We start from the raw sequence: 17,591 nt of genomic DNA on the forward strand, positions 1-17,591 counted from the left end.
CATCCGGTCACGCACCGGACTCAGAAAGTGCTCGCACGCCCCTCGTGGCCGCGATGTGTCGTACCCCACACTGAAGGCGGTGCCCCCGTCCTCGGAGCCCTGGAGGTCGCCCCCGTGCAGACCCGGACCCTGACCGTGAACGCGAGCGAGTCCTCGGAGGCCAAGGCCGTGGACGAAGAGCCCGAGGTACTGGAGCTGATCGATCCGGTGCCCGCGCCGCGCAGGCGCAGCAACAGCGACGGCGGGGGCGGAGCGGGTCCCTCCGCCGATCTGTTCCGGCAATACCTCCGCGAGATAGGCAGGATCCCCCTGCTGACCGCCGCCGAGGAGGTGGACCTCGCGCGGCGCGTCGAAGCCGGGCTGTTCGCCGAGGAGAAGCTCGGCAACACCCCCGATCTCGACTCCCGGCTCGCCCTGGACCTCGACAAGCTCGTCGTCATGGGGCGGATGGCCAAACGCCGGCTCATCGAGTCGAACCTGCGGCTCGTCGTCTCCGTCGCGAAGCGCTACGTGGGCCGCGGGCTCACCATGCTCGACCTCGTACAGGAGGGAAACCTCGGGCTCATCCGCGCCGTTGAGAAGTTCGACTACGCCCGCGGGTACAAGTTCTCCACCTACGCCACGTGGTGGATCCGGCAGGCGATGTCCCGGGCCCTCGCCGACCAGGCCCGGACCATCCGCGTGCCCGTCCACGTCGTCGAGCTGATCAACCGCGTCGTGCGCGTCCAGCGCCGCATGCTCCAGGAGCGCGGGTACGAGCCCACCGCCGAAGAGGTCGCCGTCCACCTGGAGCTGACCCCCGAACGGGTCATGGAAGTGCTCCGCCTCGCCCAGGAACCGGTCTCGCTGCACGCGCCGGTCGGCGAGGAGGACGACGTCGCCCTCGGTGACCTCATCGAGGACGGGGACGCCGCCTCCCCCGTGGAGTCGGCCGCGTTCTTCCTGCTGCGCGAACACCTGGAAGCGGTCCTGTCGACCCTCGGCGAACGCGAACGCAAGGTCGTACAGCTGCGCTACGGGCTCGCCGACGGGCGGCCGCGCACCCTGGAGGAGATCGGCCGGATCTTCGGCGTGACCCGCGAGCGGATCCGCCAGATCGAGTCCAAGACCCTCAACAAGCTCCGCGACCACGCCTTCGCCGACCAGCTCAGGGGCTACCTGGACTGAACGCGGCAGGGGGCGCCCCGCCAGGCGCCCCCGCCCGGGTCGCCCCGGCGACGGCCCGGCTACCGCTACGGCTGCGCGGGCTCGTGCGGGTCGGACAGGCTCCGGCTCATCCAGACATCGTCGACATAGGCCCCGTCCAGCAGGAACTCCTCGGGCAGCACACCGACCACCGCGAAGCCGCACCGCCGGTAGAGCTGCCGCGCCGGCCCGTTGTGGCCGAGCACGCGCAGGGTCATACGGCGGGCACCACCGGCCCGGGCGGCGGCGCAGGCGGCCTCGACGAGGGCCTGCCCGACTCCGCCGCCGCGGGCGGATTCGAGGACCGCCAGCCCTTGGATGTGACGGACGTGCCGATTGGATTCGAGGGGGCTGGCCGGGGACTGGGTGACGTACCCGACGATCCTCCGGCCGTGTTCCGCGACGAGGAAGTTCTCCACGGGGTGGCGCTCGTCGAAGACGGCCGCGTCGGCCGGGCGCTTGGGGCCGGGCTCGCTCACGCGCGACCACGCCGAGCGGTGCAGCTCCAGGATCTCGTGTTCGTCCTCCGCCCGGGCCGGGCGTATCACCACGTCCAATGCCATGCCGTCATGCTAGCCACGCCGTCGCGCCGCGGACCCCCGGGGCCGTCGGGGCACCCGAGTACGTCCCGTACCCGAGTGCCCCGCGCCGTGCGACGCACGGGAGCGAGCCCTAGTCGACCTCGACGACCGCCTGCGCGAACTGCGCCGCGTACAGGCGCGCGTAAGCGCCGTCCGAGGCCAGCAGCTCCTCGTGCGTGCCCTGCTCCACGATCGAGCCGCTCTCCATCACCAGGATCACGTCCGCGTCGCGGATCGTGGAGAGCCGGTGCGCGATCACGAAGGACGTACGGCCGTGCGCGAGCCGCGCCATCGCCTTCTGGATCAGCACCTCGGTACGGGTGTCCACCGAGCTCGTCGCCTCGTCGAGCACCAGGATCACCGGGTCCGACAGGAACGCCCGGGCTATGGTGATCAGCTGCTTCTCGCCCGCGCTGACGCCCGCGCCCTCGTCGTCCAGCACGGTGTCGTAGCCGTCCGGCAGGGTGCGGATGAAGCGGTCCGCGTGCGCGGCCCGCGCCGCCTCCTCGATCTCGGCGCGCGCGACCTCGCGCGAAGCCCCGTAGGCGATGTTCTCCGCGATGGTGCCGCCGAACAGCCAGGTGTCCTGGAGCACCATGCCGATGCCGCCGCGCAGTTCCTCGCGGGTCATCTTCGCGATGTCCACCCCGTCGAGGGCGATCTCCCCACCCGTGACCTCGTAGAACCGCATCAGCAGGTTCACCAGCGTCGTCTTGCCGGCGCCCGTCGGGCCGACGATCGCGACCGTGTGGCCCGGCTCGACCGACAGCGAGAGGTTGTCGATCAGCGGCTTGTCCGGCTCGTAGCGGAAGGCCACCTTGTCGAAGGTGACCTGACCCCGCAGCTCCTCCGGACGCTCCGGAACATCGGCGTCCGCCTCCTGCTCCGACGCGTCCAGCAGCTCGTAGACCCGCTCCGCCGAGGCGACACCGGACTGCACGAGGTTCGCCATCGAGGCGACCTGCGTCAGCGGCATCGAGAACTGCCGCGAGTACTGGACGAAGGCCTGCACGTCACCGATCGACAGGGTGCCGGAGGCGACCCGCAGCCCGCCGACGACGGCTATCAGCACGTAGTTGATGTTCGAGATGAAGAACATCACCGGTTGCATGACGCCGCTGACCAGCTGCGCCTTGAACGAGGCCCGGTAGAGCGCCTCGTTCTGCTCGGCGAAGACGGCCGCGGACTCCTTCTGCCGGCCGAAGACCTTCACCAGGTTGTGCCCCGAGTACATCTCCTCGATGTGGGCGTTGAGCGATCCGGTCGTCTTCCACTGCGCCACGAACTGAGGCTGCGACTTCTTGCCGATCTTCGCCGCGACGAAGACCGACAGCGGCACGGTCAGCAGCGCGACCAGGGCCAGCAGTGGCGAGATCCAGAACATCATGGCGAGCACGCCGACGATCGTCAGCAGCGAGTTCAGCAGCTGACCCATCGTCTGCTGGAGCGTCTGGCCGATGTTGTCGATGTCGTTGGTGGCCCGGCTCAGCACCTCGCCGCGCTTCTGCTGGTCGAAGTACGACAGCGGCAGCCGCGACAGCTTCGCCTGGAGCTCCTCGCGCATCCGGTAGACGGTGCCGTTCATGACGTGGTTCGACAGCCGGGTCGCGACCAGCATCAGCAGGCCCGCCAGGGTGAAGACCACCAGCGCCCAGACCGCCACGACCCCGACGGCGCCGAAGTCGATGCCCTGCCCCGGGGTGAAGTCGGTGCCGGAGAGCATGTCCGCCATGCCGTCCTGGCCCCGCGCCCGCAGCCCGTCCAGGGCCTGCTGCTTCGTGGTCCCGGCCGGCATCTCACGGCCCACGATCCCGGCGAAGACCAGGTCGGTGGCCTCACCGAGGATCTTCGGGCCGACCACCGCGCAGCCGACGCTGCCGACCACGGCCGCGACCATGCCCCAGATCTTGGCGCGGTCGTGCGCGATCTGGCCCAGCAGCCGCTTGCCCGAGCCCTTGAAGTCCATGGACCGAGCGGCCGGCCCCATCATCATTCGTCCTCCGGGCCCGCTCATGCGGCCTCCGCCTCCGTCAGCTGGGAGAGCACGATCTCCCGGTAGGTCTCGTTGCCGGCCATCAGCTCGTGGTGGCGCCCCTCGCCCACGACCTGGCCCTCGTCCAGGACGATGATCCGGTCGGCGTCGCGGATCGTGGACACCCGCTGGGCGACGATGACCACCGTCGCGTCCCCGGTCTCGCGGGCGAGCGCCGCGCGCAGCGCCGCGTCCGTCGCGTAGTCCAGGGCCGAGAAGGAGTCGTCGAACAGGTAGATCTCGGGGCGCTGCACGAGGGTGCGGGCGATGGCCAGACGCTGGCGCTGACCGCCGGAGAGGTTGGTTCCGCCCTGGGTGACGGGGGCCTCCAGGCCTCCCTCCAGCGCGGACACGAACTCCTTGGCCTGCGCCACCTCCAGCGCCTCCCACAGCTCTTCGTCACTCGCGTCCGGGCGCCCGTAGCGCAGGTTGGAGGCGATGGTGCCGGAGAACAGGTAGGGCTTCTGCGGAACCATGCCGACCGTCCGGGCCAGCAGCTCCGGGTCGAGCCGGCGTACGTCCTCCCCGTCGACCAGCACCTCGCCGCCGGTCGCGTCGAACAGCCGCGGGACCAGGCCCAGCAGCGTGGACTTGCCGCTTCCGGTGGAGCCGATCACCGCCGTGGTCTCGCCGGGGCGGGCCACCAGGTCCACCCCGCGCAGCACCGGGGCCTCGGCGCCCGGGTAGCGGAAGTCCGCGCCGCGCAGCTCCAGGCGCCCGCGGCGGGCGAGTTCGCGCACCGGGTCGGTGGGCGGCACCACGCTCGACTCCGTGTCCAGGACCTCCTGGATGCGCTCGGCGCAGACCTCGGCGCGCGGCACCATCATGAACATGAAGGTGGCCATCATCACGGACATGACGATTTGCATCAGGTAGGCGAGGAAGGCCGTCAGCTGGCCGATCTCCATGCCGCCGCTGTCGACGCGCATCGCGCCGAACCAGATGACGGCCACGCTGGAGATGTTCACGACCACGATGACCGTGGGGAACATGTACGCCAGGAGCTTGCCGGAGGCCAGCGAGACGCCGGTCAGGTCGGCGTTGGCCTCGCGGAAACGGTCCTTCTCGTAGTCGTCGCGGACGAAGGCCCGGATCACCCGGTTGCCGGTGATCTGCTCGCGCAGCACCCGGTTCACGGTGTCCAGGCGGTCCTGCATCTGGCGGAACAGCGGCCGCGTCTTGAAGACGATGGCGCCGACCGAGATCCCGAGCACCGGGACCACGGCGAGCAGGACGCCCGACAGCCGCACGTCCAGCGAGAGCGCCATGGCGATGCCGCCGACGCACATGATCGGGGCCGAGACCATCAGGGTGAAGGTCATCAGCACCAGCATCTGGACCTGCTGGACGTCGTTCGTCGTACGGGTGATCAGGGACGGGGCGCCGAACTGGCCGAGCTCCCGTGCGGAGAAGCTCTGCACGCGATCGAAGACGGCCGCGCGGACGTCCCGCCCGAAGGCCGCCGCCGTCCGGGCGCCGTAGTAGACGGCACCGACGTTGCAGACGAGCTGGACGAGCGAGACGCCGAGCATCAGGGCGCCGAAGCGGAGGATGTAGCCGGTGTCGCCGTTGACCACCCCCCTGTCGATGATGTCGGCGTTGAGGGTGGGCAGGTAGAGGCTGGCGCTGGTCTGCAGCAGCTGCAGCAGGACCAGCACCGCGATGGGTTTCCGGTACGGACCCAGATGGGTCCGCAGAAGTCGTATGAGCACGCGCAGGCTCCGGTCGGCATGATCGAGGGGGTTCACCCCATCTTGGGCCAACCGGCCCATCGATCCCCAGCGGATTTCGCAAAGGCCGGTCAAAAGGAGTAGGCCACCGGGCGCCGCCCTAGGTCCGCGAACGCAGCCGCGCCCCTCACGCCTGCTGGAACGCCCCGGGGTGGATCTGCTCACGCGTCGCGATGTACTGCTGGCGCACCGCCTGCCACGCCGGGAACTCCTCACCCGGCTCGAAGATCTGAGCCGAGGGGGCCGGCCAGACCGGCGGGGTGTGCGGGGACAGCGTGCCCTGCGCCACGCCCAGCGCCCAGGCCGCCTGCCGCGCCGCGCCCAGCGCCGCGTAGTCCGCCGGCGCCGGTACGACGACCTGCGTCCCGAACAGCCCGGGAGCCGCGGCCTGTACGGCGGGCAGCTCGGCCGCCGCGCCCAGCAGGAACACCCGGCGGATCTCGACCCCGCGCGAGCGCAGCACGTCGAGCGCGTCCACCAGCCCGCAGAGCATGCCCTCGAAGGCGGCCCGGGCCAGGTGCTCCGGCTTCATCGAGTCCCGGCGCAGCCCGGACAGGGTCCCGGCGCTGTGCGGCAGGCTCGGCGTCCGCTCACCCTCCAGGTACGGCAGGAGTACGAGGCCGTGCGCGCCCGGCGTCGACTTCAGCGCGAGCTCGGACAGGCCCTCCAGATCGGTGCCGAGCAGCTCGGCGGTGCCGCGCAGGGCCCGTACGGCATTGGAGGTGTTCACCACGGGCAGGTGCATGCCGGTGGCGTCGGCCAGGGAGGTGATCAGTCCGCCCGGCTCCGACAGCGCCTCGTGGTGCACCGCCATCACCGAACCGGAGGCGCCGAGCGAGACCACCGCGTCGCCGGGGCCCAGCCCCAGCCCGAGCGCGGCCGCCATCGTCTCGCCGGTGCCGGCGGATATGAGGAGCCCCTCGGGTGTGGTCCCGGCGGTGTCGGCCGGGCCGAGCACCTCGGGCAGCAGCGTCCGGTGGCCGAGCGCCAGCTCCACCAGGTCGGGCCGCCAGGACCCGGAGGCCGCCGACCAGTACCCGGTGCCCGAGGCGCCGCCCCGGTCGGTGGTCCGCCGGGCCGGCCGGCCCAGCAGCTGCCACACCAGCCAGTCGTGCGGGGACATCAGCACGGCCACCCGGCGGGCCGCCTCGGGTTCGTTGCGGGCCAGCCAGGCGAGCTTCGCGACCGGCTGCGCGGCGTGCGGGACCGAGCCCACGGCCTCGGTCCAGGCCTGCCGGCCGCCGAGTGCTTCGGTGAGGTCGACGGCGGCGACCTGAGGGCGCTTGTCGTTGCCGACGAGGGCGGGGCGGACCAGGCCGCCCTGCGGGTCCAGCGGCAGCAGGCCGTGCTGCTGCGCGGAGACCCCTATGGCCTGGACCCCTTCGAGGAGCCCGCCGCCGGCGGCCTCGCCGAGGGAGAGCAGCCAGGCCTGTGGATCGGTCTCGTGGGGGCTGGCGCCGTCGGGTTCGCCCGTGGGCTGCGGATGGGGTGCGTACCCCTGGCGCAGCACGGCGCCGGTCTCGGTGTCACAGACGACGATGCGTGTGAAGGCGGAAGAGCTGTCCAGCCCGGCGACTATCCCCATGTGGAGGATTCTGCCGCACGCGGGGCCGGTCTCGACCGCCGCGGAGCCCCCGGAACCTCACCGGTCCCGGGAACCCCGCGCGGCGGACGCCGGACGCCTCAGGTGTTGCTCGTGCCCCAGTCGTCCTCACCGCCGCCGGACCGGTCGCGCAGTCCCCGTACCCGCCCGGCCAGCGAGGCGGGCACGGCGTCGCCGACCTTCTCGCTCACCACGGCGAAGGCCTTGCCGGCGTACTCGCGCCCGGTGTGGCCCGCGGTCTCGGCGGCGTTGCGCACCGCCGGGTTCTGCGCGATCTCGCGTGCGGACTTCTTCAGCTGGTCGTAGCGCTCGCGCCCGGCCCGGGTTCCGAGCACGTACCCGAGGGCCAGTCCGACCACGAACGTGACCTTGTACCGCATGCCTGCCACCCTTCGTCGTGTGGTGCCCGGCCCGCTGTCGATACCGATTGGCGGAGCACCCCCCTGCTTGCGCTAATCTATGACTCGCAACGGGCAGTCGCCCCCCGGCAAGGCCGGAGGTGGGCTGTTCGATGCACCGCAGCAATCCCCTGTAGCTCAATTGGCAGAGCAGCCGGCTGTTAACCGGCAGGTTACTGGTTCGAGTCCAGTCGGGGGAGCGCGGTCCCCTGTAGCTCAATTGGCAGAGCATTCGGCTGTTAACCGGAGGGTTGCTGGTTCGAGTCCAGCCGGGGGAGCAAGGAAGAAGAAGAGGGCCCCACGGGGTCCTCTTCTTTTCTTTGCCACCCCGTCCGGGAACCGGGCAGCCCTCAGCGCGGTCTCTCTGAACAGGCGAAGCCGATCATGCGAGGCATCCGAGGCAGGAGATCGTATGAGCGGCTATGCTGCGGCAGACGGCGCGCACACGTGTACGCGCCACGCCGTGAAGGGGCGGTAGCTCAGCCGGTTAGAGCAGCGGACTCATAATCCGTCGGCCGTGGGTTCGAGTCCCACCCGCCCCACTGCGAGCCGCAGGTGCAGAAACGATCGCACCTGCGGCTTCGGCGTGTTGTGGGTCACTTCGGGGTTCCCGCGGGCCGGTGCGGGCCCGCCCCGGGCCGGACCGGGTCAGAAGTCCTCCGTTTCGTCCGCGAGGTGGCGCAGTACGTCCGTCAGGTCCTGGCGGCGGGCGAAGGCCACGCGTTGGCGGTGGGCGCCCGAGCCATCGCGCAGGAGGCCCGCCAGGGTCTTGGCCGCGTGGTCGAGGTCGCCGGCGGCGGCCAGGTCCGGTGCGACCAGGTCCAGCAGGGCCTCCGCGAGGTCGGCCGCGGGGAGTTCCGTGCCCGTGTACGGGTCGAGCCCGAAGCCCTCCAGTCCGTCGTGGGCGGCCCGCCAGCGGGCGAGGCGCAGTACGTCGTCCCGTACGGCCGGCTCGGGGCGCCGCTCCTCGATCTCGCGCAGGGCCGTGGAGACCAGCGCGCGGGCCAGTTCGGCCTGGAGGATCGCCGAGTCGATGTTCGGGGACATGTCGGGCGCCCGGATCTCCAGCGTCGGCCAGTGCCCGGACGGGCGGAGGTCCCAATAGACCATCTTGACGTCCAGGGCCGCCCCGGAGCCGAGCAGCGTCTGCACCGAACGCCGGAAGTGGGCGGTCGACGTGAAATGCGGCGGCAGTCCCGCCGAGGGCCAGCCGGACCAGGCCATCGCCCGCCAGCTGGCATGCCCCGTGTCACGGCCACCCCAGAACGGCGAGTTGGCCGCCAGGGCGATCAGCGTGGGCAGCCACGGTCTGATCCGGTTGGACACCGCCACGGCGGTGTCCACGTCGAGCGTGCCGATGTGGATGTGCCGGCCGCAACTGACCAGGGTGTCGGTGAGCGCGCCGAAGCGGCGGTGCTGCTCGCGCTGGCGCGGCTCGTCGTCGGTCAGGTGCAGCGGCCCCTCCACCGCGACCACCGGCGAGGGCGCGGCCAGCAGCCGGCAGCCGTGAGCGCGGGCCGCCCGGCCGAGGGTGCGCCGCAGGGCGGCGAGTTCGGTGCGCAGCGCGGCCGCGGAATGGGCTATCGGGGTGGAGATCTCCACCTGGTAGCGCGTGCCCTCGGGGTGCAGCTCGCCCGGCAGCCCGCCGGCCGTCGCGAGGACCAGCGGGGCGGCGGGGACCACCCGGAAGGTACGGGCGTCGACGAGCAGGAACTCCTCCTCGACGCCGACGGTGAGGGGGACGGTGGGGCGCACCGTTTTCTGCGTCGTGCCGGTGCTCGTGGTGCTGTTGCCAGGTTCGATCACTACGCCTCCCTGGACATACGAGTCTTTTCATCATGAGCTGAACACGAGGTGAGGAGCGCGGGTCGATTCAGTCAAATGTCCGGTGATAGTGGCGAGTTACCGGCAAGGCGCCATCCGCGGCGGGACCGCCGGGCCGGATGGGGCGACTGTTGCCGGTGTGCGAAGCCACGCGATCACCACTCGGTGCGCCGAACGGCCGGCGGTTAGGATCCCCTGTGCCCCCGACGACCGCTCCCACCCGCCCCCGGCGGCGAATATTCGCCGACCTCACCCCGCTGCGCACGTCCGCGGACTACCGGCGGCTGTGGGTCGGCGGCACCATCTCGTGGGTCGGCCAGGCCATGACGGCCCTCGCGATCTCGCTCCAGGTCTACGACATCACCCGGTCCAGCTTCTCCGTCGGACTCGTCGGGCTCTTCTCGCTCGTCCCGCTCGTCGTCTTCGGTCTCTACGGCGGCGCCATCGCCGACACCGTGGACCGGCGCAAACTCGGCCTCTACAGCTCCCTCGGCGCCGCCGCCCTGTCGGTCGCCCTCGCCGGGGCCGCGCTGCTCGACTACCACCGGGTCTGGTTCCTGTACGGGGTCGTCGCCCTCCAGGCGGTGTGCGGGGCGCTCACCGGACCGGCGCGGTCCGCGATGATCCCGAGGCTGCTGCCGGCCGAGCAGCTGCCCGCCGCCAATGCCCTGAACTCCGTGACCATGACCTTCGGGACGATGGTCGGACCCGCGCTGGGCGGCCTGATCGTCGCCGTCGGCGGCTACCAGACGGCGTACCTGATCGACGCCGTGACCTTCACCGCCGCGCTCTACGCGATGTGGCGGCTGCCGTCGATGAAGCCGGACCGGGCCGAGGAGGCGCGGGGCCGGGCCTCTGTGGTCGACGGACTGCGCTTCCTCGGGACCCGGCCCAACATCCGGATGACCTTCTTCACCGACATGTCCGCCATGGTGCTGGCGCAGCCGAAGGCACTGTTCCCGGCCGCCGCCGTGCTCTGGTACGGCGGCGACGCGAAGACGGTCGGCCTGATGGTGGCAGCGATCGCCGCCGGGGCGCTGCTGGGCGGACTCTTCTCCGGCTGGCAGGGCCGCATCCGGCGGCACGGGCTGGCGATCCTGCTCTCCGTCGCCGGCTGGGGGCTGGCCATCGCCGCGTTCGGACTCACCCGGAACCTGTGGCTCGGGCTGTTCTTCCTGGCCCTCGCCGGGGCCGCGGACACCGTCTCGATGGTGTTCCGCAGCACGATGCTCCAGGCCGCCACGCCCGACGAGATGCGGGGCCGCCTCCAGGGCGTGTTCATCGTGGTCGTCGCGGGCGGGCCCCGGCTCGGGGACTTCATCGCCGGCAGCACCGCCGACCTGACCTCCCCGGGCCTCGCGGTCACGGGCGGGGGGCTGGCGTGCGTGCTCGTCCTGGGGCTGCTCGCGCTGCGGTGGCGGAACTTCGCCCGGTACGACGCGAGGTCGCCGCAGGCGTAGCCGTTGGGACCACTGGGCCGGCCGGTTGGCTGCCGGTTGGCTGCGCCGCTCGGGCGGGGTGGGGTGGGGGCCGGTTGTGCCGGGGTCGGGCGCGCGCCGGGGTGTCTCCTCGGGCGCCGAACGTGGCGAGGGGTCGGAGAGCGGAGCCTTGTTGTGTTCGGCGCCCTGCGGGGACACCCCGACACACACCCGACCCCGGCCCAACCGGCCCGGCTGCTACCCCAGACCCTGCCACCTTGCCGCACAAATGCAGCCCCTCCGGTGTTTGAGGAGCGGGGTGCGGGGCGGAGTCCCGGTGGCGCAGCCCAACCTGGGAACGGAGGCGGCGCACGCGGGGGGCTAGGCGTTGATGGGGGTGCGGGTGCGGGGGCCGCCGGCGGTGCCGGTGTTGGTGGTGCCCGCCGGTTCGAACAGCAGGATCGCCGTCTCCTCGTCCGCCGCCGGGCAGTGCTCCACCCCGCGCGGGACGACGTACATCTCGCCCGGGCCCAGCACCACCTCCCCGTCGCGCAGGCGGATCGTCAGCGTGCCGCTGATCACGAGGAAGAGCTCGTCGGTGTCCTCGTGGCTGTGCCACACGAACTCGCCCTGGAGCTTGGCGGTCTTGACCTCGTAGTCGTTGACGCGGGCGATGCGGTGCGGGGCCCAGTGCTCGGTGAAACCGGCCAGCTTCTCGGCGATGTTGACCTTGTGTGTCGTCATGCGGACAGCCTCGCGGAGCGGACGCGGGCGGTCTTGTACGTTCCTGACATGGCCGCGATACGTCCGCGCAGTACGGTCTCCGCCTGGCAGCCGCCGGTCCCGGGGATCGCCGAGGTCTTCCACGCGCGGTTCACCGACCACGCCTATCCGGCGCACGTGCACGACACCTGGACGCTGATGATCCTGGACGGCGGCCGGGTCGACTTCACGCTCGACCGCGAGCGGCACGGCGCCGGGGTCCGGGACTGCGTGATCCTGCTGCCGCCCGGGGTGGTCCACGACGGGCGGACCGTCACCGAGGCCGGCTTCCGCAAGCGCAACCTCTACCTCGACGCCTCCGTCCTGCCCGAGAGCCTCACCGGGGCCGCCGTCGACGCGCCGCTGCTGCTCGACCCGGTGCTGCGGGAGCGCGTCCACGGGCTGCACCGGGCGCTCGGCACGCGGGAGCTGCCGGCCGGGGCCGTCGAGCGGCTGGAGGCGCAGTCGCGGCTGGCCTTCGTACGGGAGCGGCTGCACCGGTGGCTCGCGGGCCGCGCGCCGACGGAGTACGGGGCGCCGGGCGCGGGGCTCGCCGTACGGCTGCGCGAGCTGATCGACGCGCGGGTGACCGAGGGGATCGGCCTGGAGGAGGCCTCGGCGGAGCTCGGCCATGTCCACCCCACCCACCTGATCCGGAGCTTCCGGACGGCGTACGGGCTGCCGCCGCACGCGTATCTGACGGGGCGGCGGGTGGAGCTGGCACGGCGGCTGCTGCTGGCGGGCATGCGGCCCGCCGAGGCGGCGACGGCCGCGGGCTTCTACGACCAGGCGCACTTGACCCGGCACTTCGGGCGGCACGTGGGGATCAGCCCGGCGCGGTTCGCCCGTTCCGGCCGGATGTGAAGCGGAGTGGGCATGCTCGTGCCGCTCGCCGTCGCGGCCCCGAAGGAGAGCCGGGCCTGCTCGCCGTACCTCTCCGTCGCGGGCTATTCCGACGCGCCCGACAAGACCACGAGCGACGGGGGCCTCGCCGTCGACAAGGACGGCACGGTCGCCGCGGTCTCCGACAGGTCGGCGCTTTACTCGCCGAAGGTCCGCCGGTCGGGGCCGGGGCTCCGCCCCGCACCCCGCTCCTCAAACGCCGGAGGGGCTGAATTGGTGCGGCGAGGCCGGATTGTGCGGTCAGGCTGGAGGTGGTCCGGCGGGGCCGCAGGGCTGAGATCGCACCGGCCGGTTGGGCCGGGGTCGGGTGTGTGTCGGGGTGATCCCCGCAGGGCGTCGAACGCAAGGTGCCTCCGCTCTCCGACGCCCCGACACGTTCGGCGCCCGAGGAGACGCCCCGGCGCGCGCCCGACCCCGGCACAACCGGCCCCCTCCGATCCGGCCCGAGCGGCGCAGCCGACCCGCGCCCGGCCCCGCCACGACCGGCCACCGTCCGAGCGGCGCAGCCAACCCGCGGCGCAGCCGACTGGCGCCCGGTCCCGCCACGACCGGCCACGGTCCGAGCGGCGCAGCCAACCGGCGGCGCAGCCGACCGGGCGCCCGGCCCCGCCACGACCGGCCACCGTCCGAGCGGCGCAGCCAACCGGCAGCCAATCGGCAGGGCCTAAGGCCGCGTGCTGACGATGCCGCGGGCGATTCCCAGTGCCACCAGGTCCTGGGGGCGGATGCGGAGCTGGTCCGCGGTGGCCGGGGCGGCCGACGGGGGGCGCTTGAGGATGGCCGCCGCCAGTTCCGGGGCGATGACCGAGAAGTAGCTGTCCGGGGTGACCCAGGTGTTGCCCGGCGCGGCCAGGGCGAGGGCGCCGCCCGAGCCGCCCTCGCCGATCAGCAGGGTGGTGACCGGGACCGAGGCGCCCGCCAGCGCGGCGAAGGTGTCGGCGATGGCCGCGCCCGCGCCCGCGTGTTCGGCGGCGGCGTCGTTGGCCGCGCCCGGGGTGTCCACCAGGGTGAGCACGGGGATGCCGAGCCGGTCCGCGAGGCGGATGACACGGGCCGCCGTTCGGTAGCCCGCCGGGCGGGTGGCGGTGCCGCATTGGGCGGCGTAGGCCACGGCCCGGCCCTCCCGCAGCCCGAATCCGCACAGCATGCCGGGGTCGGTGCCGCCCGCCCGGTCCCCGGAGAGGGGCAGGCGGAGTTCGAAGTACGCGTCCAGGTACGCCGGCGCGTGCGGGCGGTCCGGGTGGCGGGCCTGGCCGACGGCGTCCCAGCCGGTGGCCGGCGGCGCCGTGTCGGCCAGTGCGGCCGGGGGCTCGACGGGCCCGGCGGGGCGGGGCGCGGCCAGCACGCGCAGCCAGTCGGCGAGGGCGCCGGGCAGCTCGGCGGCGGGGACCACGGCGTCCACGTGGCCGGCGGCGTACTGGCCCTCGGCGGAGTAGGCCGCCGGATCCGCGTCCGCCGGGCGCACCCGGGAGCCGGCGAAGCCGACCTGCGCACCGGGGAGCGCGAGGACCACGTCGGCCCCGGCCCCGAGCGTGGCCCAGCCGCCGCCGGTGGTCGGATCGCGCAGGACGGCCAGCTGGGGGAGGCCCGCCGCCCGGGTCAGGACGCTCTGGCGGGCCACGCGCTGGAGCTGGGTCAGCGCGAGCATGCCCTCCTGCATGCGGGAGCCGCCGGTGGCGATGAGCGAGACGAGGGGGAGGCGGTGCTCGCGGGCGTGGGCGTACGCGGCTTCGAGCCGGTCTCCGGTGCGTTCGCCGAGGGACCCGCCGAGGAAGCCGAACTCGAAGGAGACGAGGGTGGCTTCGCGGCCACCGATGCGGGCGGTGCCGACGACGACGGACTCGTGCTCGCCCGTGCGGTCGGCGGCGCGGGCGCGGGAGTCGTCGTAGCCGGTCCAGGCCAGGGGCCCGTCGGCGGGGGACTCCCTTCGGGGGGAGGGGAGTTCGGCGAAGCTGCCGGGGTCGGTCACGGAGGCGATGGCCGCGCGGGCCGAGAGGCGGGTCGTCGTCACGGGGTCACCCTAGGGGGTGTCTTGCCGATGAGGCCGGGCTCGCGGAGGGCGGGGGCGGGCCGGCGGGATGAGCGCCGCGGCGAAGAGGAGGCCGGCGAGCGGCAGCAGGTCGAGGCTCAGCCGTGGTGATCACGACCGTCACCCGCGCTGATCATGTTCGGCAGGGTGCCGGGCCGTATCCGGCATCACCCCGAGGGCACCCCGAGGCGTCCCCCGGGGCTCCCTGACCGCCTTACCCGAGGGAGGGGAGGGGGAAGGCGATCTTCAGGGCGTAGGCGGCGACCAGGCCGTAACCGAGGCGGAAGGTCCAGACGCGGGCGGTGGCGGAGATCCGGGTGCCGGCGAGCGAGCCGAGCACGACGAGGGTCTGCTGCCAGAGGAGCGAGGCGGCGCTGACACCGAGGAGGAAGGCGGCTCCGGCCGGGCCGGTGCGCAGGGTGGCGCCCTGGGCGGTGGTGAGGGCGGCGAAGTAGAGGGCGGTGGTGGGGTTGAGGGCGGTGAGGCCGATGTAGCGCGCGAAGGCCGTTGCCGCGGGGTGCGTGACGGTGCGGGGTTCCGGGCCGGGTGCCGCGCCGTTGCCGGGGCTCAGCCCCGGGCCCCGCGCCTTAAACGCCGGCGGGGCTGGGAGTCGGGGCTTCGCGCCGGGCCGGTTGCGGAGGTGAGGCCGTGGGCTGCGATGGTCAGGAGGACGGCGGCCGAGGTGAGGCGGACCCAGGCTTCGATCGGGGAGACGTGGGAGGCCACCCAGGGGCCGACGGCCGTGGCCAGGGCCGCGTAGCCGAGGTCGACCAGGGCGATGCCCGCGGCCGCGGCCATCGCCGTCCGGCGGTGCCGCACGGCCTCCTGGAGCAGCAGGACGCTCATCGCCCCCATCGGCATCGCCACGCCCAGGCCCGCGACCGCGCCCGCCAGGGCCGGCGTCATCAGTTCGCTCATACGGCGAGGGTCGGCCCCGGCCCCGGGGGATGCGCGCGAATACCGGGCCCGGCTGCGAGAATCGCGGTATGGACCGCCTCGACAGGGAAATCCTCGGCATCCTGCGGGAGGATGCGCGGATCTCGTACCGGGATCTCGGTGTCCGCGTCGGCCTCAGCGCCAACGCCACCGCGGACCGGGTGCGCAGGATGCGCCGGGAGGGGGTGATCCGCGGGTTCACCGTCGTGGTGGATCCGGCCGCCGACACCGCCGGCGGGCTCGTCGTCTTCATCGACGTCACCCTGCGCCAGGACACCACCAACGAGGAGTTCGAGCGGAAGGTCGCCAAGCTGCCCGGGATCACCGAGGCCGTGCACGTGACTGGCGCGCACGACTACCTCCTGCGCGCCCGGGCCGCCGACCCCGCCGCCCTCGACGGGCTGCTCCGCCGGCTGAAACGGGAGGCGGGCGTGGCCCAGTCCAACACCCGGATCGCCCTCCGCGCCGCCAACCGCCCGGCCTGAACTCCGGGCACGGACCGTGCCGTGGCCGGAGCCGGCTCCCCTACGCCCGGTGCCCGACGCGGTGCCGCTCGACCTCCAGGGCGAGGTCACCGCGTTCCCGGCGGGCCGCGTCGGCCTCCTCGCCGGAGGGGACGTCAGGGATCGGTACGATCCCGCAGCCGCCCCGCCCGGCCTCCTACAGCGCCGACTCCCACGTCGCCGACGTGCCCCGCGCGCCCGACTCCGTACGACCGTCGTCACTCACCGTCAGGCGGACGCGGGACGGGGTCGCGTCGACCTTCACCTCGATGGAGGTGACCCCGCTGCGCCGGTGCGCCGCGGCCAGGGCGGTGCGCAGGGCGGCCAGGAGGCCGCCCGCGACCGGATCCGGCAGCAGGGCGTCCACCGCGCCCGTGAAATGCACCGACGGCTGGAAACCGAGCAGGACGGCCGCCCCGCCCGTCTCGCGCAGGACCCGTCCCCTGAAGGTCGTCGGGGCGTCGGTCGGCGGCTGCTGGAGGGCGAAGATGGCCGTGCGGACCTCCTGGATGGTGGAGTCCAGTTCGTCGACGGCGCGGCTGAGTTCGTCGCCCACGGTGTCTCCGGAGGGGGCGTTCGCGGCGCGCCGCCGGGTGCTCTCCAGCATCATCTCGGTGGCGAAGAGCCGCTGGACCACGAGGTCGTGCAGGTCCCGCGCGATCCGGTCGCGGTCCTCGTACACGGCGAGCTGTTCCCGGTCGTGCTGGGCGTCCGCGAGGACGAGGGCCAGTGCGGCCTGGGAGGCGAACTGCGAGGCGAGCAGCCGGTCCACCGCGTCGTACGGGGGGCCGCCCCGGGCGCGCGGCAGGGCCAGGGTGCCGATCAGCTGGCCGCCGCTCTGGAGGGGCAGCATCATGCTCGGGCCGAACCGTTCCCGCACGTGCGTGGTCATCCGGGAGTCGGTCGCCGAGTCCTCTATGAAGACCGGCTCGCCGCCGAGGAGTTGCGTGAGGACCGGGCTGCCGGGGGCGATCGCGGTGCCGACCAGGTCGCCGGGGTCCCCGTGGGTGGAGGCGGCGACGATCTCCATGCCGCCCTCGGGGGTCGGCTGGAGCACCACGCCGGCCGCGGCGTCCGCGAGCAGCCGGGCCCGTTCCGCCACGCACATCAGGGCGTCGGCCGCCGGGCGGCCGGCCAGCAGGGTCGTGGTCACGGCGGCGGCGCCGTCGATCCAGCGCTCCCGGCGGCGCGCGGTCTCGTACAGCCGGGCGTTGCCGATCGCTATGCCCGCCTGCGAGGCCAGTACGCGCACCAGGGCGAGGTCCTCGTCGGTGAACGGGCCGCCGCCCCGCTTCTCGGTGAGGTAGAGGTTGCCGAAGACCTCCGTGTGCACCCGGATCGGGACGCCCAGGAAACTGCGCATGGGAGGGTGGCCCGGCGGGAATCCGGCGGCCCGGGGGTCCTGGGTGAGGTCGTCCAGCACGAGCGGGCGCGGGTCGCTGATGAGGACGCCGAGCAGCCCGGAGCGCCCGTCCGGGAGGCGGGGGATCGCGGCCCGCTCCGCCTCGGTCAGCCCGGCCGTGAACAGCCCGGTCAGCCGGGCGGGGGGGGGGGGGGGGGGGGGGGGGGGGGGGGGGGGGGGGGGGGGGGGGGGGGGGGGGGGGGGGGGGGGGGTGGGGGTGGGGGGGGGGGGGGGGGGGGGGGGGGGGGAGGGGGGGGGGCCCCCCCACACCCCCCCCCCCCCCCG

General features: G+C 73.4%; 14 protein-coding genes, 3 tRNA genes and 1 pseudogene. 7 read left to right on the forward strand and 11 right to left on the reverse strand.

What is annotated here, in order from left to right; translation table 11 throughout:
- The first annotated feature begins 114 nt into the window (after positions 1–114).
- Positions 115–1,167, forward strand: coding sequence for an RNA polymerase sigma factor (locus tag ACZ4VT_RS33790; protein WP_467955220.1), 1,053 nt, complete (start codon positions 115–117; stop codon positions 1,165–1,167).
- A gap of 65 nt (positions 1,168–1,232) precedes the next feature.
- Here the strand turns inward: ACZ4VT_RS33790 and ACZ4VT_RS33795 are convergent, their stop codons facing one another.
- From ACZ4VT_RS33795 to ACZ4VT_RS33815, 5 genes are all read right to left on the reverse strand, one after another.
- Complete coding sequence (locus ACZ4VT_RS33795; protein ID WP_467955221.1) at positions 1,233–1,748, reverse strand: GNAT family N-acetyltransferase; 516 nt, start codon at positions 1,746–1,748, stop codon at positions 1,233–1,235.
- Between the two features lie 109 nt (positions 1,749–1,857).
- Entirely contained in the window at positions 1,858–3,780 is a 1,923-nt protein-coding gene (locus ACZ4VT_RS33800; RefSeq protein ID WP_467955222.1) for an ABC transporter ATP-binding protein, read from the reverse strand.
- Entirely contained in the window at positions 3,777–5,510 is a 1,734-nt protein-coding gene (locus ACZ4VT_RS33805; RefSeq protein WP_467955223.1) for an ABC transporter ATP-binding protein, read from the reverse strand. The genes ACZ4VT_RS33800 and ACZ4VT_RS33805 overlap by 4 nt, the downstream gene beginning before the upstream one ends.
- A gap of 145 nt (positions 5,511–5,655) precedes the next feature.
- A complete protein-coding gene (locus tag ACZ4VT_RS33810; protein WP_467955224.1) occupies positions 5,656–7,113 on the reverse strand; it encodes an FGGY family carbohydrate kinase in 1,458 nt (485 codons plus the stop codon).
- A gap of 98 nt (positions 7,114–7,211) precedes the next feature.
- Positions 7,212–7,511: a YtxH domain-containing protein gene (locus ACZ4VT_RS33815; protein ID WP_467955225.1), complete on the reverse strand. Its 300-nt coding sequence runs from the start codon at positions 7,509–7,511 to the stop codon at positions 7,212–7,214.
- 145 nt (positions 7,512–7,656) lie between these two features.
- On the opposite strand from ACZ4VT_RS33815, the gene ACZ4VT_RS33820 reads away from it, so the two are divergent.
- From ACZ4VT_RS33820 to ACZ4VT_RS33830, 3 genes are all read left to right on the forward strand, one after another.
- Positions 7,657–7,729, forward strand: a tRNA-Asn gene (locus ACZ4VT_RS33820).
- Between the two features lie 5 nt (positions 7,730–7,734).
- Positions 7,735–7,807 (forward strand) — tRNA-Asn (locus ACZ4VT_RS33825).
- Positions 7,808–7,997: 190 nt separating this feature from the next.
- Positions 7,998–8,071: transfer RNA gene (locus tag ACZ4VT_RS33830), tRNA-Ile, on the forward strand.
- A gap of 106 nt (positions 8,072–8,177) precedes the next feature.
- On the opposite strand, the gene ACZ4VT_RS33835 is transcribed toward ACZ4VT_RS33830, so the two are convergent.
- Positions 8,178–9,335, reverse strand: a complete 1,158-nt coding sequence (locus ACZ4VT_RS33835) for a carboxylate-amine ligase (RefSeq protein ID WP_467955226.1) — start codon at positions 9,333–9,335, stop codon at positions 8,178–8,180.
- A gap of 137 nt (positions 9,336–9,472) precedes the next feature.
- Between ACZ4VT_RS33835 and ACZ4VT_RS33840 the strand changes: the two genes are divergently transcribed.
- Positions 9,473–10,813 (forward strand): MFS transporter, encoded by a 1,341-nt coding sequence (locus tag ACZ4VT_RS33840; RefSeq protein WP_467955227.1) that lies wholly within the window; start codon positions 9,473–9,475, stop codon positions 10,811–10,813.
- 339 nt (positions 10,814–11,152) lie between these two features.
- Here the strand turns inward: ACZ4VT_RS33840 and ACZ4VT_RS33845 are convergent, their stop codons facing one another.
- Positions 11,153–11,515: a cupin domain-containing protein gene (locus ACZ4VT_RS33845; protein WP_467955228.1), complete on the reverse strand. Its 363-nt coding sequence runs from the start codon at positions 11,513–11,515 to the stop codon at positions 11,153–11,155.
- 48 nt (positions 11,516–11,563) lie between these two features.
- Here ACZ4VT_RS33845 and ACZ4VT_RS33850 point away from each other — a divergent pair, with 48 nt between their 5' ends.
- Positions 11,564–12,397 (forward strand): helix-turn-helix domain-containing protein, encoded by an 834-nt coding sequence (locus ACZ4VT_RS33850; RefSeq protein ID WP_467955229.1) that lies wholly within the window; start codon positions 11,564–11,566, stop codon positions 12,395–12,397.
- 703 nt (positions 12,398–13,100) lie between these two features.
- Here the strand turns inward: ACZ4VT_RS33850 and ACZ4VT_RS33855 are convergent.
- The 3 genes from ACZ4VT_RS33855 to ACZ4VT_RS33865 form a co-directional block, all read right to left on the reverse strand.
- Positions 13,101–14,447, reverse strand: a complete 1,347-nt coding sequence (locus tag ACZ4VT_RS33855; protein WP_467955230.1) for a carboxyl transferase domain-containing protein — start codon at positions 14,445–14,447, stop codon at positions 13,101–13,103.
- Between the two features lie 232 nt (positions 14,448–14,679).
- Entirely contained in the window at positions 14,680–14,805 is a 126-nt protein-coding gene (locus ACZ4VT_RS33860) for a hypothetical protein (protein WP_467955231.1), read from the reverse strand.
- 227 nt (positions 14,806–15,032) lie between these two features.
- A complete protein-coding gene (locus tag ACZ4VT_RS33865) occupies positions 15,033–15,383 on the reverse strand; it encodes a LysE family transporter (RefSeq protein WP_467955232.1) in 351 nt (116 codons plus the stop codon).
- Between the two features lie 68 nt (positions 15,384–15,451).
- Between ACZ4VT_RS33865 and ACZ4VT_RS33870 the strand changes: the two genes are divergently transcribed.
- Positions 15,452–15,886 carry an Lrp/AsnC family transcriptional regulator gene (locus ACZ4VT_RS33870; protein ID WP_467955233.1) on the forward strand — a complete coding sequence of 145 codons (435 nt, stop codon included), beginning with the start codon at positions 15,452–15,454 and terminating at the stop codon, positions 15,884–15,886.
- 175 nt (positions 15,887–16,061) lie between these two features.
- Here the strand turns inward: ACZ4VT_RS33870 and ACZ4VT_RS33875 are convergent.
- Positions 16,062–17,456 (reverse strand): annotated as a pseudogene (locus tag ACZ4VT_RS33875) (sensor histidine kinase); the annotation flags it as partial.
- Positions 17,457–17,591: the final 135 nt, after the last annotated feature.

The organism is Streptomyces sp. NPDC029164, from assembly GCF_055563995.1.